General features: G+C 64.6%; 21 protein-coding genes. 5 read left to right on the forward strand and 16 right to left on the reverse strand.

Annotated elements, in window-relative coordinates:
• Nucleotides 1-15: 15 nt before the first annotated feature.
• The 7 genes from QZM35_RS08535 to QZM35_RS08565 form a co-directional block, all read right to left on the reverse strand.
• A complete protein-coding gene (locus tag QZM35_RS08535; protein WP_089427069.1) occupies nucleotides 16-960 on the reverse strand; it encodes a substrate-binding domain-containing protein in 945 nt (314 codons plus the stop codon).
• A gap of 120 nt (nucleotides 961-1,080) precedes the next feature.
• Entirely contained in the window at nucleotides 1,081-2,040 is a 960-nt protein-coding gene (locus QZM35_RS08540; RefSeq protein WP_301775779.1) for an AraC family transcriptional regulator, read from the reverse strand.
• A gap of 233 nt (nucleotides 2,041-2,273) precedes the next feature.
• A complete protein-coding gene (panE, locus tag QZM35_RS08545; RefSeq protein WP_301775780.1) occupies nucleotides 2,274-3,221 on the reverse strand; it encodes a 2-dehydropantoate 2-reductase in 948 nt (315 codons plus the stop codon).
• A 132-nt stretch (nucleotides 3,222-3,353) separates the two neighbouring features.
• Nucleotides 3,354-3,611 (reverse strand): PAAR domain-containing protein, encoded by a 258-nt coding sequence (locus QZM35_RS08550; RefSeq protein WP_089427067.1) that lies wholly within the window; start codon nucleotides 3,609-3,611, stop codon nucleotides 3,354-3,356.
• A gap of 66 nt (nucleotides 3,612-3,677) precedes the next feature.
• Nucleotides 3,678-5,159 carry a virulence factor gene (locus QZM35_RS08555; RefSeq protein ID WP_174972161.1) on the reverse strand — a complete coding sequence of 494 codons (1,482 nt, stop codon included), beginning with the start codon at nucleotides 5,157-5,159 and terminating at the stop codon, nucleotides 3,678-3,680.
• Entirely contained in the window at nucleotides 5,156-7,471 is a 2,316-nt protein-coding gene (locus QZM35_RS08560; protein ID WP_301775781.1) for a hypothetical protein, read from the reverse strand. Before QZM35_RS08560 ends, QZM35_RS08555 begins: the two co-directional genes overlap by 4 nt.
• An 18-nt stretch (nucleotides 7,472-7,489) precedes the next feature.
• Nucleotides 7,490-10,258 (reverse strand): type VI secretion system Vgr family protein, encoded by a 2,769-nt coding sequence (locus tag QZM35_RS08565; protein WP_089427066.1) that lies wholly within the window; start codon nucleotides 10,256-10,258, stop codon nucleotides 7,490-7,492.
• Between the two features lie 718 nt (nucleotides 10,259-10,976).
• Between QZM35_RS08565 and QZM35_RS08570 the strand changes: the two genes are divergently transcribed.
• Nucleotides 10,977-12,530, forward strand: a complete 1,554-nt coding sequence (locus tag QZM35_RS08570) for a methyl-accepting chemotaxis protein (RefSeq protein WP_089427065.1) — start codon at nucleotides 10,977-10,979, stop codon at nucleotides 12,528-12,530.
• A 25-nt stretch (nucleotides 12,531-12,555) separates the two neighbouring features.
• Here QZM35_RS08570 and QZM35_RS08575 read toward each other — a convergent pair whose 3' ends face one another.
• On the reverse strand, nucleotides 12,556-13,233 hold the full coding sequence (locus QZM35_RS08575) for a response regulator transcription factor (protein ID WP_089433336.1): 678 nt from the start codon (nucleotides 13,231-13,233) through the stop codon (nucleotides 12,556-12,558).
• Between the two features lie 387 nt (nucleotides 13,234-13,620).
• Between QZM35_RS08575 and QZM35_RS08580 the strand changes: the two genes are divergently transcribed.
• Nucleotides 13,621-14,115 (forward strand): hypothetical protein, encoded by a 495-nt coding sequence (locus QZM35_RS08580; RefSeq protein ID WP_069252109.1) that lies wholly within the window; start codon nucleotides 13,621-13,623, stop codon nucleotides 14,113-14,115.
• Between the two features lie 27 nt (nucleotides 14,116-14,142).
• On the opposite strand, the gene QZM35_RS08585 is transcribed toward QZM35_RS08580, so the two are convergent.
• The 8 genes from QZM35_RS08585 to QZM35_RS08620 all read right to left on the reverse strand — a co-directional run bounded on the left by QZM35_RS08585 (nucleotide 14,143) and on the right by QZM35_RS08620 (nucleotide 21,813).
• Nucleotides 14,143-14,649, reverse strand: a complete 507-nt coding sequence (locus QZM35_RS08585) for a hypothetical protein (RefSeq protein WP_089427064.1) — start codon at nucleotides 14,647-14,649, stop codon at nucleotides 14,143-14,145.
• A gap of 133 nt (nucleotides 14,650-14,782) precedes the next feature.
• Nucleotides 14,783-16,180 carry a sigma-54 dependent transcriptional regulator gene (locus QZM35_RS08590; protein ID WP_254600174.1) on the reverse strand — a complete coding sequence of 466 codons (1,398 nt, stop codon included), beginning with the start codon at nucleotides 16,178-16,180 and terminating at the stop codon, nucleotides 14,783-14,785.
• A gap of 135 nt (nucleotides 16,181-16,315) precedes the next feature.
• On the reverse strand, nucleotides 16,316-16,900 hold the full coding sequence (locus tag QZM35_RS08595; RefSeq protein WP_089427062.1) for a hypothetical protein: 585 nt from the start codon (nucleotides 16,898-16,900) through the stop codon (nucleotides 16,316-16,318).
• A 156-nt stretch (nucleotides 16,901-17,056) separates the two neighbouring features.
• Nucleotides 17,057-18,778 (reverse strand): chemotaxis protein CheA, encoded by a 1,722-nt coding sequence (locus QZM35_RS08600; protein WP_301775782.1) that lies wholly within the window; start codon nucleotides 18,776-18,778, stop codon nucleotides 17,057-17,059.
• A 44-nt stretch (nucleotides 18,779-18,822) separates the two neighbouring features.
• Complete coding sequence (locus tag QZM35_RS08605; RefSeq protein ID WP_089427060.1) at nucleotides 18,823-19,104, reverse strand: hypothetical protein; 282 nt, start codon at nucleotides 19,102-19,104, stop codon at nucleotides 18,823-18,825.
• A 73-nt stretch (nucleotides 19,105-19,177) separates the two neighbouring features.
• On the reverse strand, nucleotides 19,178-19,768 hold the full coding sequence (locus QZM35_RS08610; RefSeq protein ID WP_089427059.1) for a hypothetical protein: 591 nt from the start codon (nucleotides 19,766-19,768) through the stop codon (nucleotides 19,178-19,180).
• A gap of 111 nt (nucleotides 19,769-19,879) precedes the next feature.
• Nucleotides 19,880-20,203, reverse strand: a complete 324-nt coding sequence (locus tag QZM35_RS08615; RefSeq protein ID WP_089432979.1) for a hypothetical protein — start codon at nucleotides 20,201-20,203, stop codon at nucleotides 19,880-19,882.
• Between the two features lie 1,127 nt (nucleotides 20,204-21,330).
• On the reverse strand, nucleotides 21,331-21,813 hold the full coding sequence (locus tag QZM35_RS08620; protein WP_301775783.1) for a hypothetical protein: 483 nt from the start codon (nucleotides 21,811-21,813) through the stop codon (nucleotides 21,331-21,333).
• A 14-nt stretch (nucleotides 21,814-21,827) separates the two neighbouring features.
• On the opposite strand from QZM35_RS08620, the gene QZM35_RS08625 reads away from it, so the two are divergent.
• The 3 genes from QZM35_RS08625 to galE are packed head-to-tail and all read left to right on the forward strand — an operon-like array spanning nucleotide 21,828 to nucleotide 24,287.
• Nucleotides 21,828-22,301, forward strand: coding sequence for a hypothetical protein (locus QZM35_RS08625; protein ID WP_256978289.1), 474 nt, complete (start codon nucleotides 21,828-21,830; stop codon nucleotides 22,299-22,301).
• Nucleotides 22,294-23,301 (forward strand): UDP-glucuronic acid decarboxylase family protein, encoded by a 1,008-nt coding sequence (locus QZM35_RS08630; protein WP_089427055.1) that lies wholly within the window; start codon nucleotides 22,294-22,296, stop codon nucleotides 23,299-23,301. Before QZM35_RS08625 ends, QZM35_RS08630 begins: the two co-directional genes overlap by 8 nt.
• Nucleotides 23,298-24,287, forward strand: coding sequence for a UDP-glucose 4-epimerase GalE (galE, locus tag QZM35_RS08635; protein WP_301775784.1), 990 nt, complete (start codon nucleotides 23,298-23,300; stop codon nucleotides 24,285-24,287). Before QZM35_RS08630 ends, galE begins: the two co-directional genes overlap by 4 nt.
• The last annotated feature ends 18 nt before the right edge of the window (nucleotides 24,288-24,305 follow it).

Raw genomic sequence — 24,305 nt, forward strand, 5'->3', positions numbered from 1 at the left:
CGCATCGCACGTCGTTCACCAGCTGAAGCCCTTCGCGTTGCCGCGATCGACCACCTTCACGTCGACGGGAATCGCCTTCGGCACCGTCGCGCCCCACTTGCGCGCGATCGCGATGCCGAGCGCGATGCGCACCTGGTCGGCCGGGAACTGCGCGGTCGTCTCGATGAACTTCGAATTCGGCTTCTGGATCGCGGCGATCGCCTCGGGCGCGCCGTCGACGCTCGTCAGCTTGATGTCCTTGCCCGAGCTCTCGATCGCGGCGAGCGAGCCCATCGCGCCGCCGTCGTTCACGCTGAAGATGCCCTTCAGGTTCGGATGCGCGGAGATCATGTTTTCCGTGACCGACAGCGCGGTCGCGCGCTCCTGCTTGCCGTTCTGCGTGTCGACCAGCTTCACGTTCGGGTATTTCGCGAGCCCGGCCTTGCAGCCGCGCACGCGTTCGAGAATCGGCACGACCGGGATGCCGTCGAGAATGGCGACCTCGCCGCTGCCGCCGATCGCCTTCGCGAGGTAGTCGCACGACATCACGCCCGCGTCGTAGTTCTTCGAGCCGACGAACGAATCGACCGGGCCGTTCGCGTTCGCATCGACGGCCACCACCACCGCGCCGGCCTTCTTCGCCTGCGTGATCGCCGACTGGATGCCGGTCGAATCGGTCGGGTTCACGAGCAGGATGTCGATCTTCTTCTGCAGCATGTCCTCGACGTCGCTCACCTGCTTGCTGACGTCGTGATGCGCGTCGGTGACGACGACCTGCGCGCCGATCGACGCGGCCGCGTCGTTCAGCGCCTTCTGCATCGTCACGAAATACGGGTTGTTCAGCTCCTGAAACGTCATGCCGATGCGCAGCGGTGCGGCCTGCACGGCGGCAGCGGGCAGCCAGGCCGCGACGGCGAGCGCGGCAATCACCGCCATACGGGCGGCGCGACGGGGGGATGAAGCGGGCGATGCATGCGTCATGACGGTGTCTCCGGTTATGTGTGCAGCTTTTTCGTGGTTGAACGCGCCCCTCGCGACGTGGGCGACGCGATTGCGCTGGGTGAAACGGTCGGGAAAGTCAGGCGGGCCGCGGCCCCGCGATCATCCTGGCTGCGGCGCGAGCTCGGGGATGCCGGCCGTGACGACACGCGGCGGCAGCGGATTGCCGGTGGGCGCCGCGTGCAGCGCGAGCTCGCGACTGCGCGCGTTCAGGCGCTGCAGCGCGCGGAATTCGGACGGCGCCATCCCCTTCACCGCGCGGAACTGGCGGTTGAAGTTCGACACGTTGTTGAAGCCGGCCTGGAAGCAGATATCGGTGATGTTCGCGTCGTCGGCGAGCAGCATCTGGCACGCGGACTCAATCCGCAGACGATTCACGTACTGCACGAACGGCATGCCCGTCTGGCGGTGGAACGCTCGCGAGAACGCGCTGACGCTCTGCCCGGTCAGTTGCGCGAGATCGGCTTCCCGCAGCTCGGACGCAAGGTTCTTGCCGATGTAGGACAGCGCATGGCTGAGCCGCGTGGGCGTGACGTCGGCCTGGTCGTACGCGGGGCTCGCGAGCAGCGTGCGTTCGGCCGCCCCGCAAAGCCGTTCGAGGATCGTCATGAACAGCGCGATGCGGCGCATGCCGCGCGCGGCCAGCAGTTCGTCGAACAGCGGCGCGATCGCGGCGCTGGTCGCCGCGTCGAAGCCGACCCCGCGCCGCGCATCGTCAAGCAGCGCCTGCGCGTCGCGGCATTCGGGAAACGCGTCCATGCAGCGGCGCACGAACGCGGGATCGAACTGGATCACGAGATTGCGGCGCTCGACGGTTTCGCCTTCGGCCATGTCGCTGACCCAGTTGTGCGGCAGGTTCGGGCCGAGCAGCACGAGATGGCCGGGGCCGAACGAGCCGATGTGGTCGCCGACGAAATACTTGCCGCGCGTCGCGACGATCAGGTGCAGTTCGAATTCGGGATGGAAGTGCCAGCGGATCGTGCGATACGGATAGCCGTGCGACCAGACCTTGAACGACTCGTCGCGTCGCACGTCGACCACTTCCAGATCGGGGTGCATCATGGTTGGCGTCTCCATTCCCATGTCTCGCTGGCCGGTTCGTTGCGCGCGTGCGCCGCGTATTTCACGCGGCGACGCGACCGGTCGCATGGGAAGCAATGTAGGTCGATCGAGCGCGCGGCTCCACCAACTTTACGCCTGATTTCCGATACTTTTTTGCGCATTCCGGCCGCACAGGGCGCCGGACGACAAATTTGTGCAGCGCGGAACGGCCGGGTGGCCGCCCGCTCCGGTGCTCATGCGGCCGCGTGCTCGCGCGCCGTCCGCACTTCGTATGCCTTCAGGTGGTTGTACGCGATCCGCAGCAGCGACAGCGTATCGGCCGCCTCCGGGTCGCGGCGCGCGAGCAGGTCGCCGATCACGTGATCGGCTTCGACGCGCGCATGGTTCTCGACGTCGCGCAGCATCGACGCGGTCAGCGGCGACGGCGTCAGCACCATTCGCTGCATCCGCTCGATGGCGGCCGGCTCGGGCCGGTGGCCGTTGTGCTCGGCAATCGCGCTGCATTCGCCGAGCATCGTCTCGAGCAGGCGGCGGCCGTCCGGCGCGGCGAGAATGTCGCCCACCGAGCCGCGGAACAGCGACGTGCTCGCGGCGAGCGTCGCGAGGAACACCCATTTTTCCCACATCCGCGCGACCACGTTGTCGCTGAGCGTCGCATCGAACCCCGCGCCGCCGAGCGCGTCGGCCACCGCGCGCACACGCGGCGATTCACCGCCCGCGAGTTCGCCGAAGGTGACCCCGTGCGTGTCGTTGAGGTGCACGATGCGCTGCTCGCGATCGAGCGTCGCCGCGATCACGCACAGCCCGCCGAGCACCTGCGCGGCGCCGAACCGGTCGCGCAGCACGTCGAGATGGCGCATCCCGTTGAGCATCGGCAGGATCAGCGTCTGCGGGCCGACGAACGGCGCGAACGACTGAATTGCATCGTCGAGGCTGTACGCCTTGCAGCTCAGCAGCACGAGGTCGAACGGCGCGACGCCGGCCCCCGCATCGCCCGCGCGCACGGTCTGCACGTTCGCGAGCGTCAGGTCGCCGCGCGGGCTGCGGATCAGCAGCCCGTCGCGCGCCAGCGCGGCCGCGCGGCCGTCGCGTACCAGGAACGTCACGTCGCGCCCCGCCGCGGCCAGCCGGCCGCCGAAATACCCGCCGACCGCGCCGGCCCCTACCACCAGAATTCGCATCGTTGCCTCCTTTCGGTTTCGTTCGGTGCCGCGCCGCTGCCCAGGCGCCGGACGCATGTCTCATGCAACGCTCACTGGTTCAACGGCTTGATCCGCGGAACTGCTCGGCGGTCATGCACGGGGCTTCCGCATTCAAACACGTCCGGAAGTCGGAAGGGATGAAATCAATTCGGCACCGCATGAGGTCTTGTGGCCGTCGAACGCGGCGGCCTGGCCTTCAACCTTGAATTCCACGTCACCTTCGACGATCACGCAAGCGCCGTGAATCGGACAGGAACACGTGTCGCCGATGCGAGCGACCGCGCGGCCCATTACCTTGCTCGTACCGGCTCCGGTTTCCACCCGCCCACCGTGCGTATGTACATCGTCTACCCGGACAATTCCCCGCATATCTCCAGCCCTGAATGACTCGGCGCGGCAGCGCGCACATGTGCACGTGCCGCCGCGCCGACTACATCACCACGAATATCCCTGCTGACCGTAATCAGTATCGTGTCGGCGACCCCACCACGGCAGGTAAGCATTGTTTCCGCCACGCGCGCGGAACCAATCCTTGTTCGGATCGATCGTCGTCAACTTTGACGGCGGCAGGACGACAACCGCGACCGGATGCTCCGCATCGGTGGTGCCCGCAACCAGTGCGTTACCGCCAAAGTGATTGATCCGGCCGATCGCCAGTGCAACGTCGGTCAATGCGCTACCGGTCCCCATGTCGCCGAGCAGCGCCGCCGTGTTGAACGTCTGCTTTGAGTGGTCGTATTCCGGCAGAACTTCGGTGAGCGTTTGCGACAGGCCGACAAGACGGTTCGAGGCCGCATCACTGCCTTTACCTGCATCGTGGACGATGTATTTCAGGTCAGTAACCGCGACGCCGGCATTGCGTGCCGCGTGGTCTATAGTCGCCTTCCACGCCTGCACAGTGCGCGTTGTGCCAACCTTCGGCGAGAAGTCCTTCGTGTCGCCCGTCGCCGCCTTGCCGATCCATGCGAGCGGTTCACGCTCCGTGTTGAAGGTCGGGCCGGCGAGGAACAGTACAACAAGATTCTCGTTAATCTGCGCGTCCGTGGGCGGAAAACTCGGCGCATCCCAATTCATGACCCACACGCTCTTGTCGGGGTTCGTCTGCAAGTAGTTCAACGCCTTGTTCAGCGACGTAAAGCCGGCGTTCGCACCGCCTTGCGTGACCTGCACATCAGGGGGCGTGTCGCGGCTCCATACTTTCGGGAAATTCCGGTTTCCGATCAAGAAAGTTTCCCTGATCTCTTTGGTCAAGAATTCTCTGGACTCGGTGATGTCGAGCCTCTTGGGAATTGCCAATTCAACACGAATTCCAGCAAGTTCACGCCAATTCTTTGGATTGTCGGACTGCACTGTATAGAAGTACGACGGATTCATCGCGTAGCGGTTACGCAGCAAATCCAAAAAGGCTTCCATGTATTTATGATAGAAGCCCTTGAATGTTTCTTCACCTTCGTTGCCGTACACCAATGCCCCGATTGATTTGAGCGTCGAGAACGATTTCGGATCGGTGCGAACCATGTCATCGTTCTTGTTCGGTGCGGCGAGTCCTTGCGTCCACAACAATTGCCATTCGGTCGGATAGTCCTTGCGTTCGAGCGGATTCAACCAAATCAGTCCGACGACCTGCGCGACAAACGGCTTCGCCGGTTCTTCCGCTACTGGCGCTGCCTTGCCGGTGGGTGTCTGGGCGGGGGCGGCCTGTGCCGGCCGCATCATGGCCGTGGTGAACAAAAACACCACAAGCGCCAGCATGCCAGGCGCGACTACGAATCGTTTCATCCAATCTCCTATTTCCAAGTGTCCCGGGTCCGGTTGCTCCGCGTGCGCCATCAGCGTCGCCATGAGTAGGGCCGCGACCATCCATACCAAAGCAGCGACAGCGACACGTCGAGGCCATGTAGCGATCAGCGCCTTCATACTACGCCTCCGACCTTCAAATGAGCCTGACCTTCGCGCTCGTCAGCAATCTTGCCGGGCATGTTGCCTTCGCCGTTCTCTTTGTGGACCCATTTATGCATCGGGAGCTCATCGAGAATGCCAGATCTAAAATACTTGGCATATTTTCTGTTTGGATTGCTTTCCGGAATACCATTCCCCATCCGCCAATCTGCTTCAATGCGCAGCGCCTTGATTTGCTTTTCCGTCAGATAGCACAGGCCAACCGCCACATCATACGCAAGCGCATATTCGGCATGATCCGCATTGGTCATCGTTGTTGAGTGGTTTGTCGGGTTATTGGTCTGGCCACGGTCCATCCCGTCCGTGATCTGCTTGTTGCGCCAATCCGTATAGCCTTCGGGCACAGCGCTTTTCCCATCTTCACCGATCACGTGACCGTCCTTATCAACCCAATCAGAGTTCATCGCACGTCGTGCTTCCAAACGCATCAGCGCGCGATCCTCGTAGCGTTGTCCGGTTTCACTCTCAGCCGTACCTTGGGCGTCACCGTCGTTGTTCTTCGACTTGTAAACGTCGTAGGGGTCGTCGGCTCGCTTGTCCGCATCCGCCTTGCTCGCGTCGCGCCATGCGGACGGCGGATCGTTGCCTTCGTTGAAGTCGCTTTTGGCCGGTCCATCTTCTGTCGGCGCGATCGGCTTGCCGAACCGCTTCGCCTTCGGCGGGAACGGTTGATCCAGCGCGGGGGCATCCGCAGTCACGGTCCAGCCCTTCGGCGGGTCTTCATTCACGCGAAACATCTTCAGTGCAGCAGTCGCAGCAGTTCCCGCGTACATGAGGGGGGCGGTAATTAATGTCCCCATCATCCCCCAGACCGACTCGTTTCCTTTGAGCGCACCAACCAGACCGAATTTTGCCGGCGGCGACGGCGGATACCAGAATCCCGGAGTCGTCCCTTTCTGTACATGCCGCCAGTCGTCTTCCCAATATCGATAGTCTTTCTGCACGCCGACATCGAAACCCGATGCGAAGACACGCTGCGTCAGTACGCCGGGAACACCGATATCGTTGATTTCAAGCTTGCTGATACCGCGCCAGCCAATCCCTTGAACCGTCACCGCCGAAATCACCTGATCATGCGGACAACAGTACGCCGTGACGCGGCCATATGTCGATTCATTCAGACCGTGACGCACACGGTCTTCCTGTGCTGCATACGACTTGTTGCTCGTCGGCGATACCCGACTGTTCCCCATGTCTTCATCGATCTTGTCGGCAGGAAGTTCGTACGCTTTGCGCGTGCCGATGATCGACAGAAACTTGCCAAACGTCTGCGTGCGCGCTGCGTAGGTCTGCCGTCCGCGATTCCCGTGCGGGTCTTTCGTCTCACGTTGCGACCACGCATCCATTCCCGTGGAAGATTTATACGGGCCGTCCCCCTTCGCAAAGCTGTATGGTGCGTTTGCCAGCACGTAGGCATCCGCCACGCATCGCCCCTTGTGTCCCCACGGGTCTTCAACGTCGGGCAGTGCATCGCCGAAGAACGCCGCCGTGAGGCCCACAATGTTGCCTTGACTGTGACATACGACGGTAATCGGTACGGTGGCCTGCATGCGGCGGATCGACTCGATCAGCTTGGCAAGGCGCAAGGCGGCAAGGGCGCCATACGCGCGGGGCGGCGCGCGATACAGGGGCCGATTGGTCGGGTTGATGGCCTGCACGCTTGTCCAACCGAATGCACGATCATCAAGTCCGCCATGCCAAAGATCGGGGAGACTCGAACATCCATTCGTGAACGGACCGCCGCCCCAATAGTCCTGTTCGTTCAGGAAAATCTTGTCTCCGTATTCCTTCAATTCTTCGACGGTCGCCCGATAACCCCACCGGAAGTGAATCACGTTCGAGAACGACGGATCGGGTTTGATGTAGTTGTCCGCAAGCAACTTTGGATTCAGAAATCCGTCCGGCGTCAGGCTTTCCGTGTACTTCGCGGGCTTCAATTGGCCGGCGTCAATGCCTTGGTACTTCAATTGATCATCAAGACGGCCGAGCCGACGATTGAGGCCCTTGCACAGTCCTTCCTCCGCCGCCTCGAACCATTCGCCTTCGGAGTTCACGCCGTGCACGAAGATGACGATGCCGGGCAGCGGCATTTGCTTGATGCAGATAAGCCGGTTGTCCTTGTCGAACAAGGTCGGCCCTTCGGCACGACCCACAACAATAGGCGGCGGTTCTCCGCGCGATGCAGTTGCGCCCGCCGCATCGGATTTTGTGGTCGGTTCGTCGGTGCGCGCGTCGGCTACCGGTCGAGGATCGAGAAAAGAATTGGTCATCAAAACTCCGGCCCTTGCTTATACGTTCTTCTTGACGAACTGCACCGCCAGCTTTTCGAACTGGTCGGCATGCACCGCCGGCAGTTCGCCGACCGCATCGGTCTTCAGATTCGACAGCGCCCCCGACGCCTTTTGTACCTGTCCGTCGAACCCTGCCGCCGCGTTGCCGTCCGCGGCACGAACGAGCTTCGGCACGCGGCCGAGCGCCGCATGATCGAATTTCGGCATGTCCGCGGACATGCTGGCGGGCCCATCCCACGAATGGCCGGCCGATTTCACCGTGAAGGTGCCGGGGCAACCGAGTTCAATATCGCTGCCGTGCAGCTTGAGATATGCGCCCCCCGACGTGATGAACACCACCTGATCGCTCGCCATGCCCGCGAGCTTGCCGCCGGCCGCAGTGAGTTGGATGTTCTTCGCCGAATCGACTTGCGTATCGTCGTTCTGCGATTGAATCGTGACCTTGCCTTGATTTGCGATGGCCGACACGCCTTCGCTATGTGCGAACATCGCGACGCCACGTCCTCCGTGCAGGTTAATACGCTCGCCGCTGGTGACTTGCACGTGTTGCTGCGCCACTTGATCGATGTTCACGCCGGCATAGGTCACGTGCGTTTTCGGCGTGACGTTGAGCGATCCGGCCTGCGCGCCGAACGCCATCAGCGCGGCCCCATCGCCGGCCGCACCCGATCCCGTTCCTCCGGGCTTCCATTCCTTGAACGCATCGGCAATGGTCGCTTGCCCGGCCGTGTCGGCGGCTTGTCCACCGTGCTGGCCGGCATAGTCGCCAAGCGATTTGAAGAGCTCCGTGCACTGGCCGAGCAGGCCAACGAGTTCGTCGCGGTCGAGCTGCCCCCCGCTCGCCTGTGAGCGTGCGTAGGTCGTCAACAGAATGCCTTGTGCGGCGCGCAGCGCGGCGGCAGCGTCGGTGCGCAGTTCCGCACCCTCGCCCCGGTCGGTCCCGTGTCCATCCTTCCGGGGCTGCGTGAGATACCCCAAATTCAATTGCGTGTGCGCATGTTCGCTCGCTAGCTGTGCGGAAATTTGCGAGGGGGTATCGTCAAGACGTAGTTGGTTATAACGTCGCCCCTTAATCTCCTTCGTCTTGATCCCGGACACGTACCGGTTGCCCGGCAGCGCGCCGGTATGGGTGAACGTCGCAGGCGGGTTCGCGCCGTTACTCAAAACCGCGATGATGACCAAACGGTCCGGGTCGCCTGAAAGACAGCCCAATAAAACTTCCATTCCGACGCGGGGCAGAAAAAGCGCGCCGAAGTTGCCGCCCGCCAAACTCGCCCCGACACGAATCGGCGCGCTGTCGCCCGCCAGTCCATTCGTTCCGACGCCTTGCGCGTGCGTATGGTCCGCCGGATCGAGGCCGTGAATCAGCACGCGCACGCGGCCGTCTGCGTCGCAAAACACTTCCTCTCCCTCCGTGCCGACAATCGTTCCGGTCAGCAGGTGTACGGGCGGCAAATCGATCTTCGGATCGTAGGAAGGTTTGAGCGGCACGCCGCGCCGGACGCACGTGAAACTGTTTTCGTAGCGCGTGTCTTCCTGCCCCGACACGTCGGTCGGCGCGGGTAGCACGGTCTGCGCAATGTTTCGGCTCGCTGCGAATAGCGCGATCACGCGGCCGGTCAGGTCTTTCGGAAGGTTGTTCCAGATATCGTGACGAACCGACGTAACGACGAACTGGCGCTGATCGGCCGGCTTCATGTCGAGTTCCGGATCGCCCGTCAGCGTGAACCATGAACCGACCGGCATATCGCGGACGCTGCTGATACCGTCGTACCGCTCCGCTGCGAACTGGTGCGCCAGCATCCGGTTGCGCGTGATGCGTTCATGATCGTTCCATGAATCGCCGACGTGTGGAATGTCGATCGCAACATCGGTCAGCAATCGCGCAAGGTCGTTGCCGGACTCGCCCTGATCGATACCGGTAGCGACGGCGGAATCGTCCATGCGGGCCTTCTTGTAGTCCCACGATGGCCGGCTCGCCTTACCGGCCGAAAGGCTCTGATAGTGCGCAAAGAGCGTTACCGTGTCGCGTTGTTCGGTCCCTGCATCGCGCGGATGCAGGCGCACAGCACCGGCCGGTGCTTCGGCAAGCCGCATCGGGTCATCGCAAAAGACGAGTGTGTGAATCGGTCGCTCGTCGGTGATGCTGCGCGCACCGCCAGCCGAGCCTGCCTTCGCAAACACCGTGATCCCTTCGCGCCGCAGCAGCCGGCGGACAAATCGTGCATCCGACTCGTTGACCTGTCGCGTGAGTTCGCGCGCCGGGTAGCGTTCACGACGCAGGCTGGACAGGTCGAATTCGAACGCGCGGGCCAGCGCCGCACTCCGTTGCCGCCATTCGTTCATCAGCGTCGCGAGAATGTCGATAACGTTACGCGAACGGAATATGCGAGAGTTCGTGCGGCGGTCCATCAGCGACAAAGCGTCGCAAACGTTTAATCGATAGACGGTCAATTCGCCGTCCGATTGGCCCACCTGCACATCGCGAACGATCGCGTTGATCGTCTGCAAGCCGCCCCGGTCGGTCGTGAGGCGCACCGACACTGGCAGACCGAGAAGCAGCTTGGGAGACAGGTTGTCGTGTGTCGAAACGCAGTTCAGATAGCCGTCGATACCGGTCAGCAATCCTTCGTGGATATCCGCGTGATGAAGCGCCAGTAGATGACCGACCGCGCTTTGCGCTTGCCCAAAATTGAGGGCGACGGGCCGCTGGTTCCAGTCAACCAGACCGGACGAAAAACTTCGAAGGGTTTCAGCTATCGACATACCCGCGCTCTCATCGTTCTTATTCGTGACTTGGTCTTTTAAGCGGGCGGTCACGGGGACCACGCCGCGAAACTCGGAATTTGGTCGCTAGCATACCAAAGTTACAGAATCATTCGGCAGCGACATATTTTGAGATATGCATTTATTCGATTAAGTCGTCAGCCGTGGCAAGCGCGGCGTCGCGCCGATGACGTGGCCCTCCGAAGCTGCGCGGGCACACCGCGCTGGGTGATCGATCGTCGTCATAGTTCATCCCTGCGAGCCTTCTCGATATGGCGATCCAGCATCGATTTGATCCGTTCGGCGCCGGCGCGATCGATGACGTCGGTTTCGAACATGCCTTCGATCAACTGCAGACCGCATCTACCGCCGTTCCTACGTAAGCATCCATTTGTTCATCGGCATGCACTATCCCGTCGCCAGTCGCTCGAATCCGCTCATCCCCAAACTTAGCGCGCGACTCTTTTAGGCCTTTCAACGCTTCGCCGTGGGCTCATCTCCACTTTCATTGCTGCTCCTGTCATTTATCCATTCCCGTTGACATCCGGCCCCTTCCAGACCCTTGCCGCGTGACTTGCCGAAAAGGACCAACACCGCGACCGTTAATTTCGCGGCACCTTCTAAGGGATTTCCCGTCTACGGCGACGCGCGTCGGGCGCCGTCAAGACACTTACCCCGTCACGCCGTTACGGCGAGCTTCCACGACCGACCACACACCATGCGCAACCTTTCCCTGAATCAGAAACTCGCCTCGATGATCGTCATCCTCTGGCTCGGCCTGCTCGTGATCGCCGGGCTCGGCGCATGGCAGACGCGCGCATCGATGATCACGGACCGCCGCGACCAGCTCGCGTCGCTGGTCGCGCAGGCCGCGAGCGTGACCGACCATTTCTACAAGCTGTCGCAGCAGAACGCGCTGCCGGAAGCCGAAGCGAAGCAGAAGGCGCTCGAGGCGATCGCCGCGATGCGCCACGGCGCGGACGGCTACATCTCGATCAACGACTCGAAGCCGGTGATCGTGATGCATCCGATCAAGTCCGAGCTCAACGGCAAGGACGTGTCGAATTTCACCGATCCGAACGGCAAGCACCTGTTCGTCGAGATCGTGAAGGCCGGCAACCTGGAAGGCGGCAAGGGCTTCGTCGAGTATCTGTGGCCGAAGCCGGGCGCCGACAAGCCGCAAGACAAAACCAGCGCGGTGCAGCGCTTCGCGCCGTGGGACTGGTATCTCGTGACCGGCATGTACATGAACGACGTCCGCTCGGCGGTGCTCGAAAGCGTCGGCCGCTGGCTCGCGATGACGGCCGTGCTCGGCGGGATCGCGACCGCCGTGATGGTGCTGGTGCTGAAAAGCGTGCGCGCGAACCTCGGCGGCGAACTGGAAGTGGCGCTCGACGCCGCGCAGCGCATTGCACAGGGCGACCTGACCGCGCGCGTGACCGTGAAGCAGGACGATCGCGGCAGCCTGCTGCATGCACTGCACACGATGCAGGGCGGGCTGATCGACATGGTGTCGCGCGTGCGGATGGGCACCGAGAACATCAACGTCGGCGCGAGCGAGATCGCGTCCGGCAACACGGACCTGTCGCAGCGCACCGAGGAACAGGCGGCCGCGCTCGTACAGACCGCGTCGAGCATGGACCAGATGACCGCGAACGTGAAGCAGAACGCGGACAGCGCCGCGCAGGCCGCGTCGCTCGCCGACCAGGCCGCGCAGGTGGCAACGCGCGGCAGCGCGGTGGTCGACGACGTCGTGCGCACGATGAACGAGATCACCGACCGCTCGCACAAGATCGGCGACATCATCGGCGTGATCGACGGGATCGCGTTCCAGACGAACATCCTCGCGCTGAACGCGGCGGTCGAGGCTGCGCGTGCCGGCGAACAGGGCCGCGGCTTCGCGGTGGTCGCGGCCGAGGTGCGCTCGCTCGCGCAACGCTCGGCGACGGCGGCAAAGGAGATCAAGTCGCTGATCGTGTCGTCGAACGAGACCGTCGAGCAAGGCGCGGCGCTCGTCACGCACGCGGGCGAGACGATGGCCGAGATCGTGCAGTCGGTGCGGCGCGTGAACGAGATCCTCGACGAGATCAGCCATGCGTCGCGCGAACAGAGCGCCGGGATCGAGCAGGTCAATCGCGCGGTGGGCGAGATGGATCAGGTGACGCAGCAGAACGCGGCGCTCGTCGAGGAAGCCGCGGCCGCCGCGCATTCGCTGCGCGATCAGGCCGAGGCGTTGCGGGATGCGGTGACGCGGTTCGCGTTGCCGGCCTGACGGCGGCTGCCCGGCGCACGCGTGCTCACGCGGCGCGGCCGGGCCGTGACGCGGTCAGGCCAGTGCCGAGCCCCAACCCCGCCGCCCGCTGGATCAGCTCGACGTCGTTGCTCACGCCGAGCTTCTTCATCGCACTGATCTTCTGCGCGCTGACCGTCTGCTTGCCCTTGCTCAGACGCTGCGCGATCGTCTTGATCGGCACCCCCGACAGATACAGGCGAATGACCTCGATCTCGCGCGCCGACAGCTTCACGGGCGCCTCGCCGCGCTCGCCGAATGCGTCGACCGCGCGCCTGACGAGCGGCGACAGGTAACGCCCGCCGCTGTAGCTCGAATGAATGGCCGTGACGATATGGCCGACCTCGTCGAACTTGCTGACGATGCTCACGCCGCCGATCGCGAGGATCGACCCGAAGATCAGCGGATTCTCGTTCGCGACCAGCGCGACGATCCCGACGTTCGGACGCGTGCGCCGCAGCCAGTCGAACAGCGCAAGGCCGTCCATCTGCTCGTCGGCCCGGATCGCATAGTCGACCAGCACGAGATCGCAATCGACGCCGCCGAGGGACGCGACCAGTTCGGCCACGCTCCGGTACACCGCGACGATCTCGATCGCACAGCCGCTGCCCGCGACCTGCTCGATGCCGGCCAGCGTCAACGGCCAGTCGTACGCGAAAACGACGCGAACATTGAATTTCCTCATGCGCAGTTCCAGATGGTTCATCGGCCGCGCGACATGGAACGCGCACGGCCGGTTTGGCGTTGAAAGGACATTCAGGCTATTTTTAGCCTGAATGTCGATTCTATGAAGCTGCGCGCAGGCGGGATATCGGACGGCATCGGGATCGGCCGCCGGGGACGTAATACGAGTTTGATATTTGCGCCGGTTCGAATGTCCGATACAGGGCGGCGGGTAGCCGCGGACCTCGGTCGAATGGCCAGCGTGGCGGCCGATGCGGGCCAAGCGACCGGCCAGCAGGTAAAATCGACGCCTTTGCATCCCGCGCCGGGCCACCGGCGGCGCGCGACGCGCCGATGCCGGCCGCGCGCCGCCGCCCGTTTGCCGGCTGCCCGTACCCCCGCTTTCCCCATGACCGAATCCGACCTGCAACCCGACGACACCTCCATCCACGAAGACGGCCTCTGGCGCGACAACGGCTGGACGGCCCGCATCATCAAGAACGAAGACGACGACGGCTGGGCCGTCGAGATGATCAAGGACGGCGAGTCCGAGCCCGCGCTCGTCGGGCCGTGGACCATGGGCCGCGACAAGAAGAATCCGAAGCCGATGGACGCGAACGCGTTCCGCACGCTCGTGAAGACCGCGACCGAGGTGCTGATGCGGCACGAGCAGCAGCGGCGCGCGATGCTGCACAAGGAAGTGACGGTTCAGGGCGAGGACGACCAGGATGTGTCGGTGACGCTCGACATCGTGCCGGACGAATTCGAGCCGTACGCGCAGCTCAAGGCATTCGATCCGTATGGCGAGCTGCTGGCCGAAGCGAAAGTGTCGGCCGGGTTCAAGCTCAACAAGGCCAGCGCCGAGCGCTGGGTCGCATCGGGCTTCGAGCGGCCGGCCGCCTGATCGCGCGCGGCGCGCCGGGCCGCGCGCTCAGGCGCCTGCGCCCTGCCGTGCGCGCCGCAGCCGGCGCGCCGCCAGCTTGCGCCGCACGAGCTGTTCGAACTGCTGCGTCGCGACCGCCGGGTCGCGCGCGGCCAGCCCGAGCGCGTTGCGCACGAGCTGGATCGGCGTCAGCACGAGGCCCCACGGCACCCCCCACCAGCCGAACGCGGCCGACGCCAGCAGCGCGACCGCCTGCTTCCTGCGGCCGCAACGCCGGCAGCACACATGGCGTCGCGTCGCCCAGCGCGTGACGAACAGCAGCGACACGACGCGATGCGACGCATGGACATCCACCGGCTGGTCGTCGCGACCGCAGATCGGGCACGGCCCGTAACGCCAGTCGTGCACGTACTCCCAGACTTTCGCGTCGGGCACCCGTTCCGCCTCGACGACGATCGGATGCGCTTGCGCGCACGCCGGACGGCAATAGCGGCGGCCGTCGATCGACCGCCCGCCGACCAGGAACGTCCTGCCGCAGTGACTGCACTCTGCCACGGTAACCTCGGATAAGCGTGATGCGCCGCGTGCCGGCCGCGCGCAGCAGGGCTGCAGCGGCGGTCCGGACGGGCCGTTTCCTGTCTTAACGGCCGACATCGCGCGGTCTTGAGCGGCGGTTTGCCGCAGCGCGTCAGCCGTGCAGCCCGTGCGAGGTCATCAGCCGGTACAGCGTCGCGCGCGAGATGCCCAGCTCGGCCGCCACATCCGCATGCTGGTGGCGGTGGCGCATCAGCGTTTCCTCGATCGCGTGCCGCTCGGCCTGCCGGCGCGCTTCCGCGAGCGTCGGCGGCCGCCGCGACGTATACGGGTGCAGTTCGAGATCCGTGGCCGAGATCATCGGGCCGTTCGTCATCACGACCGCGAACCGGATCCGGTTGATCAGCTCGCGCACGTTGCCGGGCCATGGGTAGTTGTGGATCGCCTCGATCGCGCACGGCATGAAGCCGCGAATCCGGAGCGAACTGTCGCCGCGATAGCGCCGCAGCACGTGGTCGGCGAGCAGCATGATGTCGCGGCCGCGCACGCGCAGCGGCGGCTCGTCGATGCGCAGCACGCACAGGCGGTAGTACAGGTCGGCACGGAACCGCCCCGCCTGCATCGCGGCCTCGAGATCGACGTGGGTCGCCGACACGATCCGCACATCCACCGGAATCGACGCGTGCCCGCCGAGCCGCTCGATCGTGCCTTCCTGCAGGAAGCGCAGCAGGCTCGCCTGGCTCTCGAACGGCATGTCGCCGATTTCGTCGAGAAACAGCGTGCCGCCGTGCGCGGCCTCGATCCGGCCGATCTTGCGCTGGTGCGCGCCCGTGAACGCACCGCGCTCGTGGCCGAACAGTTCGGCCTGCAGCAGCGTCGGCGGAATGGCCGCGCAGTTCACGGCGACGAAGGGCGCGTCGGCGCGCAACGACTGCTGGTGGATCGCCGCCGCCGTCAGCTCCTTGCCGGTGCCGGATTCGCCGGCGACGAAGACGGTGGCGTCCGTGTTCGCGACCTTGCGGATCGTCGCGAACAGCCGGCGCATGGCGTCGCACGAGCCGATCATCGTGCCGCCGGGGGGCGCGGCATCGGCGTCCGGGCTGCCGTCCGCGAGCTTCAGCATCCCGTATGCATGGCCGACCAGATAGCCGATCGTCGTATAGGCGTTCGCATTGCGCACGTAGTCGAAGCAGCAGTGGCGAATCAGGCGCGCGATGGTGAGATCCCGCAGGCGCTCATGGTCGGCGAGCGCGACCCAGCCGACGCGCGGATCGCGCAGCAGCGTTTCGAACGACTTGACGTCGGGCGACGCGAAGCTGCCGAAATCGACGATGCCCGCATGCGGGCGGTTCACCCTGACGAGATTCAGTGCGTCCGCAACGGTTTTCGCGCGCCACACGTCCCAGCCGCGTGACGCGAGGCAGTCGACGAGCGCGGCATCGTGCTGCTGCGACAGGTAGACGAGCGGCCGCGGCGGTACGACATGGTTGCGCCGGACGGCAACGAACGGCGCCGGTCCCGCCTCGCGTTCGAGATCCTGCGGGCCCGACACCCTGATCTGGCAGCAATAGTTCACGATGGCCTCGTCGCTTGGATGGGTGGTCGAAACGGCCGTCGCCGGATCGCGCGGGGCGGGACATCGTGGTCCCGCGGCGCGGCGCCGGGCCGTCCTCGGATTGACGTTTCGTTATCGGCAGAACACGACGCGCTGCGTGTAGATCTGCGGCTCGACGACCGGCTTCGCGGAACGGTTGAGGTCGTCACGATAGGCGCGGTAGGTCTTGCCGTTTACCGTGACTTCCGTCGCAGGGGCCGTCTCGATCGAGCCGAGCCCGTTGCGCTGCCACCCGCTCACCCGATCCGCCGCCGTCACGCTCGACTCGCCGGCGATCTTCTGCGTGATCGCGCTGCCGTCGCTCCATGGCTGCGTCTGCATGTCCTCGGCGTGCTGCATCGCGCCGACCGTCTTGCCGGTCGATGTCGGCCCCTTCTGCGCTTCGAACGGCGCGCCACGGCCGTACACCGGCGATTGCCACGACGGGGCGTGACCTTCCTCCGGCATCATGTAGATCATCTGCGGATCGCCGATCATCATCATCGGCGCGCATGCCGTGTTGTCGGCGCGACCGAGCGTCGACAGCGCCTGCTGAACGCTCACGGCGTTCGCGGCGGTCTGCTCGCCCAGGATCACGAAGACCGCCGGATTCTGAAATACCGACTGCGCCGCGGCTTGTGCGCTGTACAACAACAGAGCGACCAAAAAGATCCTCATGATTGAGGCCTCCTTGCATCCTCGTCAGGCAAAAAGAGGTGTTGACCTCGGGGATGGGATCAACACCCGTCAAACAGGCAACGACCGTCGGGCATCGGGGTCGAACGTCTCCCGTGCGGCCGGTGTTCCGGTCACACGGGAAACCGACCCGCGTGCTTACGACGACGTGCTCGTCGAGATGACCGCCGGAGCCGGCACGACCGGTGCAGCCGGGGCGGCCTGCTGGTCGACCGAAGCCGGCGGCAGTGCTTGCGCCGGATCGGACAACGCGGGCATGTCGGCGGGCTGCGCAGCCGCTGCTTCCGGCACCTTCGCGTCGGCGGTCGGCATGTCGGCAGGCGCCGCGGCGACGGCAGGCTGCGCGGCTTCCGGTGCGGGCGCTGCCGCGGCGACCGGCGCCGGCTCGGCGGCCTTCGCATCGGCTGCCGGGGCGGGCATCGCGGCTTCAGCCGCGGGCGCCGCGACGACGGCAGCCGCCGGCGTCGTGTCCGCAGCCGGCGCGGCAGCGGCCTGCGCTGCGTTGTCGGGCGCGGCCGGCATCGGCTCCGGCGCCTTGTCGGCGACGGGCTGCACGGGCTCGGGGGCCTTGTCGGCGACCGTCGGTGCAGGTTCAGGGGCCTTGTCGGCCACCACCGGTGCGGGTTCCGGTGCCTTGTCGGCGACCACCGGTGCAGGTTCCGGTGCCTTGTCGGCGACCGGCTGCACCGGCTCGGGTGCCTTCGTGTCGGCGACCGGTGTGGCAGGCGCTTGCGATGCCTTGTCCGCGACTACCGGTGCGGCAATCACGGCGGCAGCCGGCACGGCAGCCATCGCAGCCGCCGGGACGACCGACGCTGCAGGTGCGGCAGCCACCGCAGGTGCTGCGGCTACGGCCGGCGCCGCGGCTGCAACGGCGGGGGCCGCGACGGCCGGTGCGGCTGCAACGGCAGGCGCTGCCACTGCCGGCGCGGCAGCCGGTACTGCAACAGCCGGCGCAGCAGCTGCGACAGCCGGTGCTGCAGCAGCCGGCGCAGCGGCAACCGGCGCCATCGACGGCACGGGCACGGGTACCGGCACCGACACGGGTGCTGCCTGCACGAAAGACGTCGCCACCGGACGGGGCTGCGCCGGTGCCGGCGCGGCAGCGCCGAGCGGCGGCAAGCCCATGCGGTCGCGCACGATCGGATCGCGATACTTCACGTCGTCGGCGACCGTCGCTTCCACGCTCGGCGCCACGTTCGAACGGGCGAGCGGCGCGGTCGTGCCCGGGCACAGGTGCCCGGTCGCCTCCACCGCACGCCGGTTCGCGTCGCTCTGGCAAAGCAGCGCGAGCGCCACGTCGGTCAGGCCCATCGCACGGAATTCACGCGCATCGAGACGTCGCACGCAGGCCTGGTCGACCAGCGTCGTGCCGCCCGTCGCGCCGAACCCCGGGAACGACACACCGACGCTCACCGAGCCCATGCAGGTATCGGACAGCGTGGTCGTGAGGCCCGGCGCCTGGATCGAGGGGTTCGTCTTGATCGTCTGCGTCCCGGAGTAATTGACGTTTTCCGACGACTGGGTGTTGTACGGGTTGGTGCCGGGCGCGCCGGACGACTGCAGCGAATTGGTGCTCTGCGGCGTGATGCCCGAGCCGCCGCTCGTGCTGGACGGCATCGTCACGTTCAGATTCACGGTCGAATTGCCGCTGCCGCGCACCCCGCTGGAGCTGGTGGCATTGCCGCCGCGCGAGCTCGTGGTGTTCGTGTTCATGCTCGAGCCGCCGCCCTGGCTGATCGCCGTCGAGCCGCTCGACGACTGCGCGCTCGACGTCGAGTCGGCGGTTTGTGCCTGGGCACCGATCGTGGTCATCGCGAACATCGCCGCACATGCCACCTTGATCCTGTTGCTGTTCATTTCACTCTCCGGACGAGGTTTGACCTCCCACCCAGGCAACCGTACTAATTCCCCTGAATGCCTTCAGTTTTCGCTGCTTCCCCGAACTGCTTCCAGCCGTTGCCCAGCTGGGACCATGAGCCTGCCGACATGCCCTGCCACTGCTGGGCGTCTGGTCCGCCGATGGCACTGCCCGAAGAAAGCGTTTGTTGTTCTGACGGTTTGGTTGTCTGGTCAGGGTTGTTTGACGTCTGCAAATTCGATTGCACACCATCGGCAGCACGGTCAGCGCCATACGCCGTCAGAGACGCGAGCATCAGAGCGGCGGCAATCAGGTTCTGCTTCATGCCAACTCCTTACGTGACAACAATGCGGAAAAGAGACCAGCGTCGCAGGGAAACTGGTCCCCCCCACCCCTGACTAATGACTGCTCCCGGTTGCGCTCGAGTCGCCCTGGCTTCCGCCCGATGCGGACGGCGAACCGGCCGGGCCGGTACTCCACACGGTCGACGAGTTGTAGTGATTCGAGCCCGCGATCGCGCCCGACCCACCACTGCCCGTCAGCCCCACGGCACCCGCATTGGCATTGCCGTTGTCGTTCGCACCCGTAGCCGTGTAGTGGTTCGCGCCGAGTACGATCGTGGCGGTCACCCCTCCCGACAGCGCATTCGCGTTCTCGTTCGTTTTGCTGTTTCCAGCGAACGATCCGGCGGCACCGATACCGCCGCCTGCCGCGAACGCGCCTCCGTTCGTCCCCGACCCGCTGGCTGTCGAAGTCGAGTTGTGAAACGCGGACGCCGTGCCGGCGGAACCGGCGGGTGTCACGGTACTGCCTGCATTCGCGCCGGCCGTCGAAGTCGAATTGCTGGTATAGCTGCCGGAGCCGACCAGCACCGAACCGGAAACGCCCGCCGCAACGGATTGCGTCTGGTTGGTCGTGGACGATCCGGCTGCCAACGCAGCGGACGAAATGACGGTGAGCGCTGTCGCTAAAAAGACTTTGGCTTTCATAGCAATTCCTTGCTGTGAGTGTGTTCGGCGGTGGCGGAGCCGGGTCAACCCCCATCGAGCGGAACCCGGCATCCGTACCGCCAGCCAATGACGAACGCTACGCGTCGCGGCTTAGTGGTGATACGTCCAGCCGATCGAGCCGGCATTCGCGCCGCTGGTGCCGCCTGCTTGTGCACCGCCGAAGCCGAAGCCGCCGACCGACGACGATTGGTAGTGGTTCGTGTACGAGACCGAACCGCTGCTGCCGCCACCAGCCGTTGCGCCGGCTGCGCCGAGTGCCGAGCCGGAATCGGTTGCGGTGAAGTGGCCGAACCCGGCGACCCCTGCCATCGTCTGGCCACCGCTCGACGAATTGCTGCTCGACACCGTGCCGCTGCCGGCGAACGCTGCACCCGAAACCGCCAGAACTGCTGCTGCAATCAGAAGCTTCTTCATGGTCGACTCCAAAACGGCGTGGACGGAGTGAATCAGGAAGATCGCACGCCATCAACCTTCCTGACTTGAGCAATCCTCAAAATTAAGGATCACTATCCAATCAATAAAATCCTGTTGCCTTTTAAATCACGTTTTTTTGCGATTTTGGCCAGACGAAGCTTAGCTTCGAGATTTTTGGTTATCCAAATTTTTTTGGTAGGTGTTTTCTATTATTTTTATGAACATTGGCCTTGCATCGAAAACACCATTGCTTGACAGACCGGAACGATGCGCACTTCTTTCCGGCTTGCGATATTCGATACCCCGCCGGACGGCATGCCATAAATCGACACCCCATTTCCGGAATCGAAAATTCGCGAATACATTAACCACCGCAAATTGCAGCGCCGCTTGAAATACACCTTTTACGCGAGCGACAAACGACTGCGTTGCAGCCAGGTGGCGTGTCTTCTCCCTGAGCTATCGAAGAAGCGTCTTCCGGATAATCCGGCCGACAGGCGTTCGATCTAATCCGGCCGGCGCCGGCATGGGCCAGGCGCGATCGAAGCGGCCCTGCATGGCCGAGGACGAATCGGCATCACGCTGTCCGGCACGAACAGCCTGATCCATCCGGGTGAACTGAATGAGAGCGAGTACCGCTGTCGCCCGACTGCCGTGCGGCGCGACAACCGCGCCAGCACGCGGAGCGCGCGGCGGGCAAGAAACCGGGACAGCACGACTCGCGAAGCTGGCACAGCGTCGCGAGCGTCACCCCGGCCTTTCCGACTCCCCCACTGATGCGCAAAGTACGCGCCGATCAATCTACAACTTATGGTCTTCATCGCCGTTTCCCCGACTGCTTATTGACGAGTTGGCCGCCCCACCGCTTTGTTACTTCGTTTCAGCCGCCCGCCGGTGCGTCCATTACCGCAAGCAGCGTGCCACGCGATATTCCACCGCAGATTGCGCTCGTCACATGCCCGCCACAGCGGCCCGCAGCGCCGGGAATGACATTTTTTGTTTCAGGAATGTATCGCAATAACAGTCTGACGCCCGCCCCGATCGTTGAGCGTCGCGACGCAATCGCCGGATTAGACGGACGAATCCGGCCCGCGGGCCCGGCCCGGGCGGCCAGATGAACGAGTGTTTCAAACTTGAGAACCGGGCTGCCGCGCAAGGCCGGCGGCGCGGGCATTTCTGCCTGCAAACCGGGGGGCGCGGCAGGTACGCCCCCTTCCCGTGCCATCAGAAACGAGAATCGATTCGCCCGACACCGCGCACCGAAAGCCCGACAGAGCAGCCTCCGGCACGTCTTCGACAGGCGTTTCCCCTGATGACCGAGACGGATTTGATTCATCCGTGAAAATACCGACAGGATCACACGCCGCTCGCGGGCCGAAATCGACCGTAAAAAATAAAACTTTCGCGGCGGCGTAATAATTAAAACAAATGAAAAATCTCGCCCCCGTCACCCCGCACATCATTTTTTCACTTTCATTCGCCCTGCCTTTCACGCACCGGATCACTCGATTCGCGGCACATTCGGGAAACGTTTTTAATCCGTTATCCACGCATTTCTCATTGATGAAACATTCAAACTCAACACCTTTTTGACGACGCGATTCCCGCAAAAGCCTGATTTATCGTGCGTTTCGTCGTATCGAATCGCATCGATCCGGCAATTTCCCCGCTCGCTTTTCTGTCCCCACGATACATGCATGAAACAGAAGCCCGCATAGCGCGCGGCAATCGCGCCGCCGGTTCCGTGCGCATCGCGACGGCATCGTTCATGGCATGCCGATTGCCTGATCTCCGGCTCTCACCGAGCGGCACGCCGAGGCACAAGATCACGAACGGCGGCCTGCTCGTCCATCAGCGAATCGGGGAAAAGGCGATGAAGATCACCACCGATCGATCGACGTGCGCGTCGTTCAAGCTTCAACGGGGTAGTCAACGAAACCGGAGCGCCTGTCGCGGCGCTTCGTCGACCTCGGCCCATGCGAACCGGCGCTTGCCGAAGCGCTACCCGTGCGGCGGGATGGAACGCGTGCGCACCGCCGTCGAGCAAATCGACGTGTGGTTTCTCGAGCTGCTCGACGAAGGAGAAAGCCATGAATGACAGGGTCGCGCTCGAGACGCGCGCCGGTCAGCGCGTCCTAGTGACGGGCGGCGCCGGCTTTCTCGGCAGCTACGTATGCGAGCGCCTGGTCATGGAGGGCGCGTCCGTCACGTGCATCGACAGCCTGCTGACGGGGCGCAAGCTCAACGTCGCCGACCTGAAGGCGTCCGGCCGCTTCGAATTCGTGAAGGGCGACGTATCGCTCGGCCTGCCGCAACTGCAGGTGGACGAGATCTGGAATCTCGCGTGCGCGGCATCGCCGCCCACCTACCAGATCGATCCCGTCCATACGATGATGACCAACGTGCTCGGCATGAACCACTGCCTCATGCTCGCGCGCAAGACGGGCGCACGCGTATTCCAGGCGTCGACCAGCGAGATCTACGGCGACCCGGACGTGCATCCGCAAACGGAAACCTATCGCGGCAACGTGAACACGATCGGCCCGCGCGCGTGCTACGACGAAGGCAAGCGCGCGGCCGAGGCGCTGTGCTACGACTACTACCGCACGCACGGCGTCGACGTGCGTGTCGCGCGCATCTTCAACACCTACGGCCCGCGGATGTCGCCGCGCGACGGCCGCGTCGTGTCGAACTTCATCGTCGGCGCGCTCAACGGCGCGCCGCTCGAGATCTACGGCGACGGCCGGCAGACGCGCTCGTTCTGCTTCGCCAGCGACCTGATCGACGGCTTCTTCTGCCTGATGAGCGCCGAGCGCAACGTCGGCACGCCGGTCAACATCGGCAACCCCGGCGAATTCACGATGATCGAGCTCGCGGAGAAAGTGCTCGCGATGACGGGCTCGACATCGGAGATCGTGTTCCGGCCGCTGCCGATCGACGATCCGCACCAGCGCAAGCCCGACATCTCGGTGGCCTCGGCCGAGCTCGGCTGGCGGCCGGGCATCGATCTCGACGAAGGGCTGCGCCGGACCGTCGACTATTTCAGCCGTGAACTGTGGCTCGAGCCGGTGCTGCGCGTGACCGGGGCCACGGCATGAAAGTGCTCGTGACAGGCGGAGCGGGCTACATCGGCAGCCATACCTGCAAGGCGCTCGCGGCGGCGGGACACGAACCGGTCGCCTACGACAACCTGTCGACCGGCCATCGCGACGCGGTTCGCTGGGGGCCGCTCGTCGCGGCCGACCTTCTCGACCGCGACGCGCTGTCGAAGGCGTTCGCCGCGCATCGGCCCGATGTCGTGATCCATTTCGCCGCGCTCGCGTACGTCGGCGATTCGGTGCTCGCGCCCGACCGCTATTACACGGTCAACGTCACCGGCACCTGCACGCTGCTGAGCGCGATGCACGCGGCCGGCGTCGGCAAGATCGTGATGTCGTCGTCGTGCGCGACGTACGGCATTCCGGACATGCTGCCGATCTCGGAGCGCACGCCGCAGCAGCCGATCAATCCGTACGGCTTCACGAAGTACGCAATGGAACGGATGGCCGCCGATTTCGAGCGCGCGTACGGGCTGAAGTGGGTCGCGCTGCGCTACTTCAACGCGGCCGGCGCGGACCCTGACGGCGCGATCGGCGAATGCCACGAACCGGAAACGCACGCGCTGCCGCTCGCGATCCGCGCGGCACTCGGCACCGGCCGGGCGTTCCAGGTGATGGGCACCGACTACCCGACGCCCGACGGCTCGGCGATTCGCGACTACGTGCATGTGAGCGACCTCGCCGACGCGCACCTGAAAGCGACCGCCTATCTGTGCGGCGGCGGCCACAGCGTCGCACTGAATCTCGGCACCGGCAAAGGAACGTCGGTGCTCGACGCACTGCGCGCCGTCGAAGCCGTGACGGGCCGCCGCGTGCCGACGGTAACGGCCGCGCGCCGCCCGGGCGACCCGCCCGAGCTGTACGCCGACGCCACGAAGGCCGCACTCGTGCTCGGCTGGCGGCCGCGTTTCACCGCGATCGAACCGATGGTCGAACACGCCGCGGCGTGGTTTCAGAAAGCACTGCAATTCGAATCCGGCAATTGAGCAAGTTTCCTTGAACGC

Source organism: Burkholderia sp. AU45274, from assembly GCF_030482505.1.
Classification (GTDB): domain Bacteria; phylum Pseudomonadota; class Gammaproteobacteria; order Burkholderiales; family Burkholderiaceae; genus Burkholderia.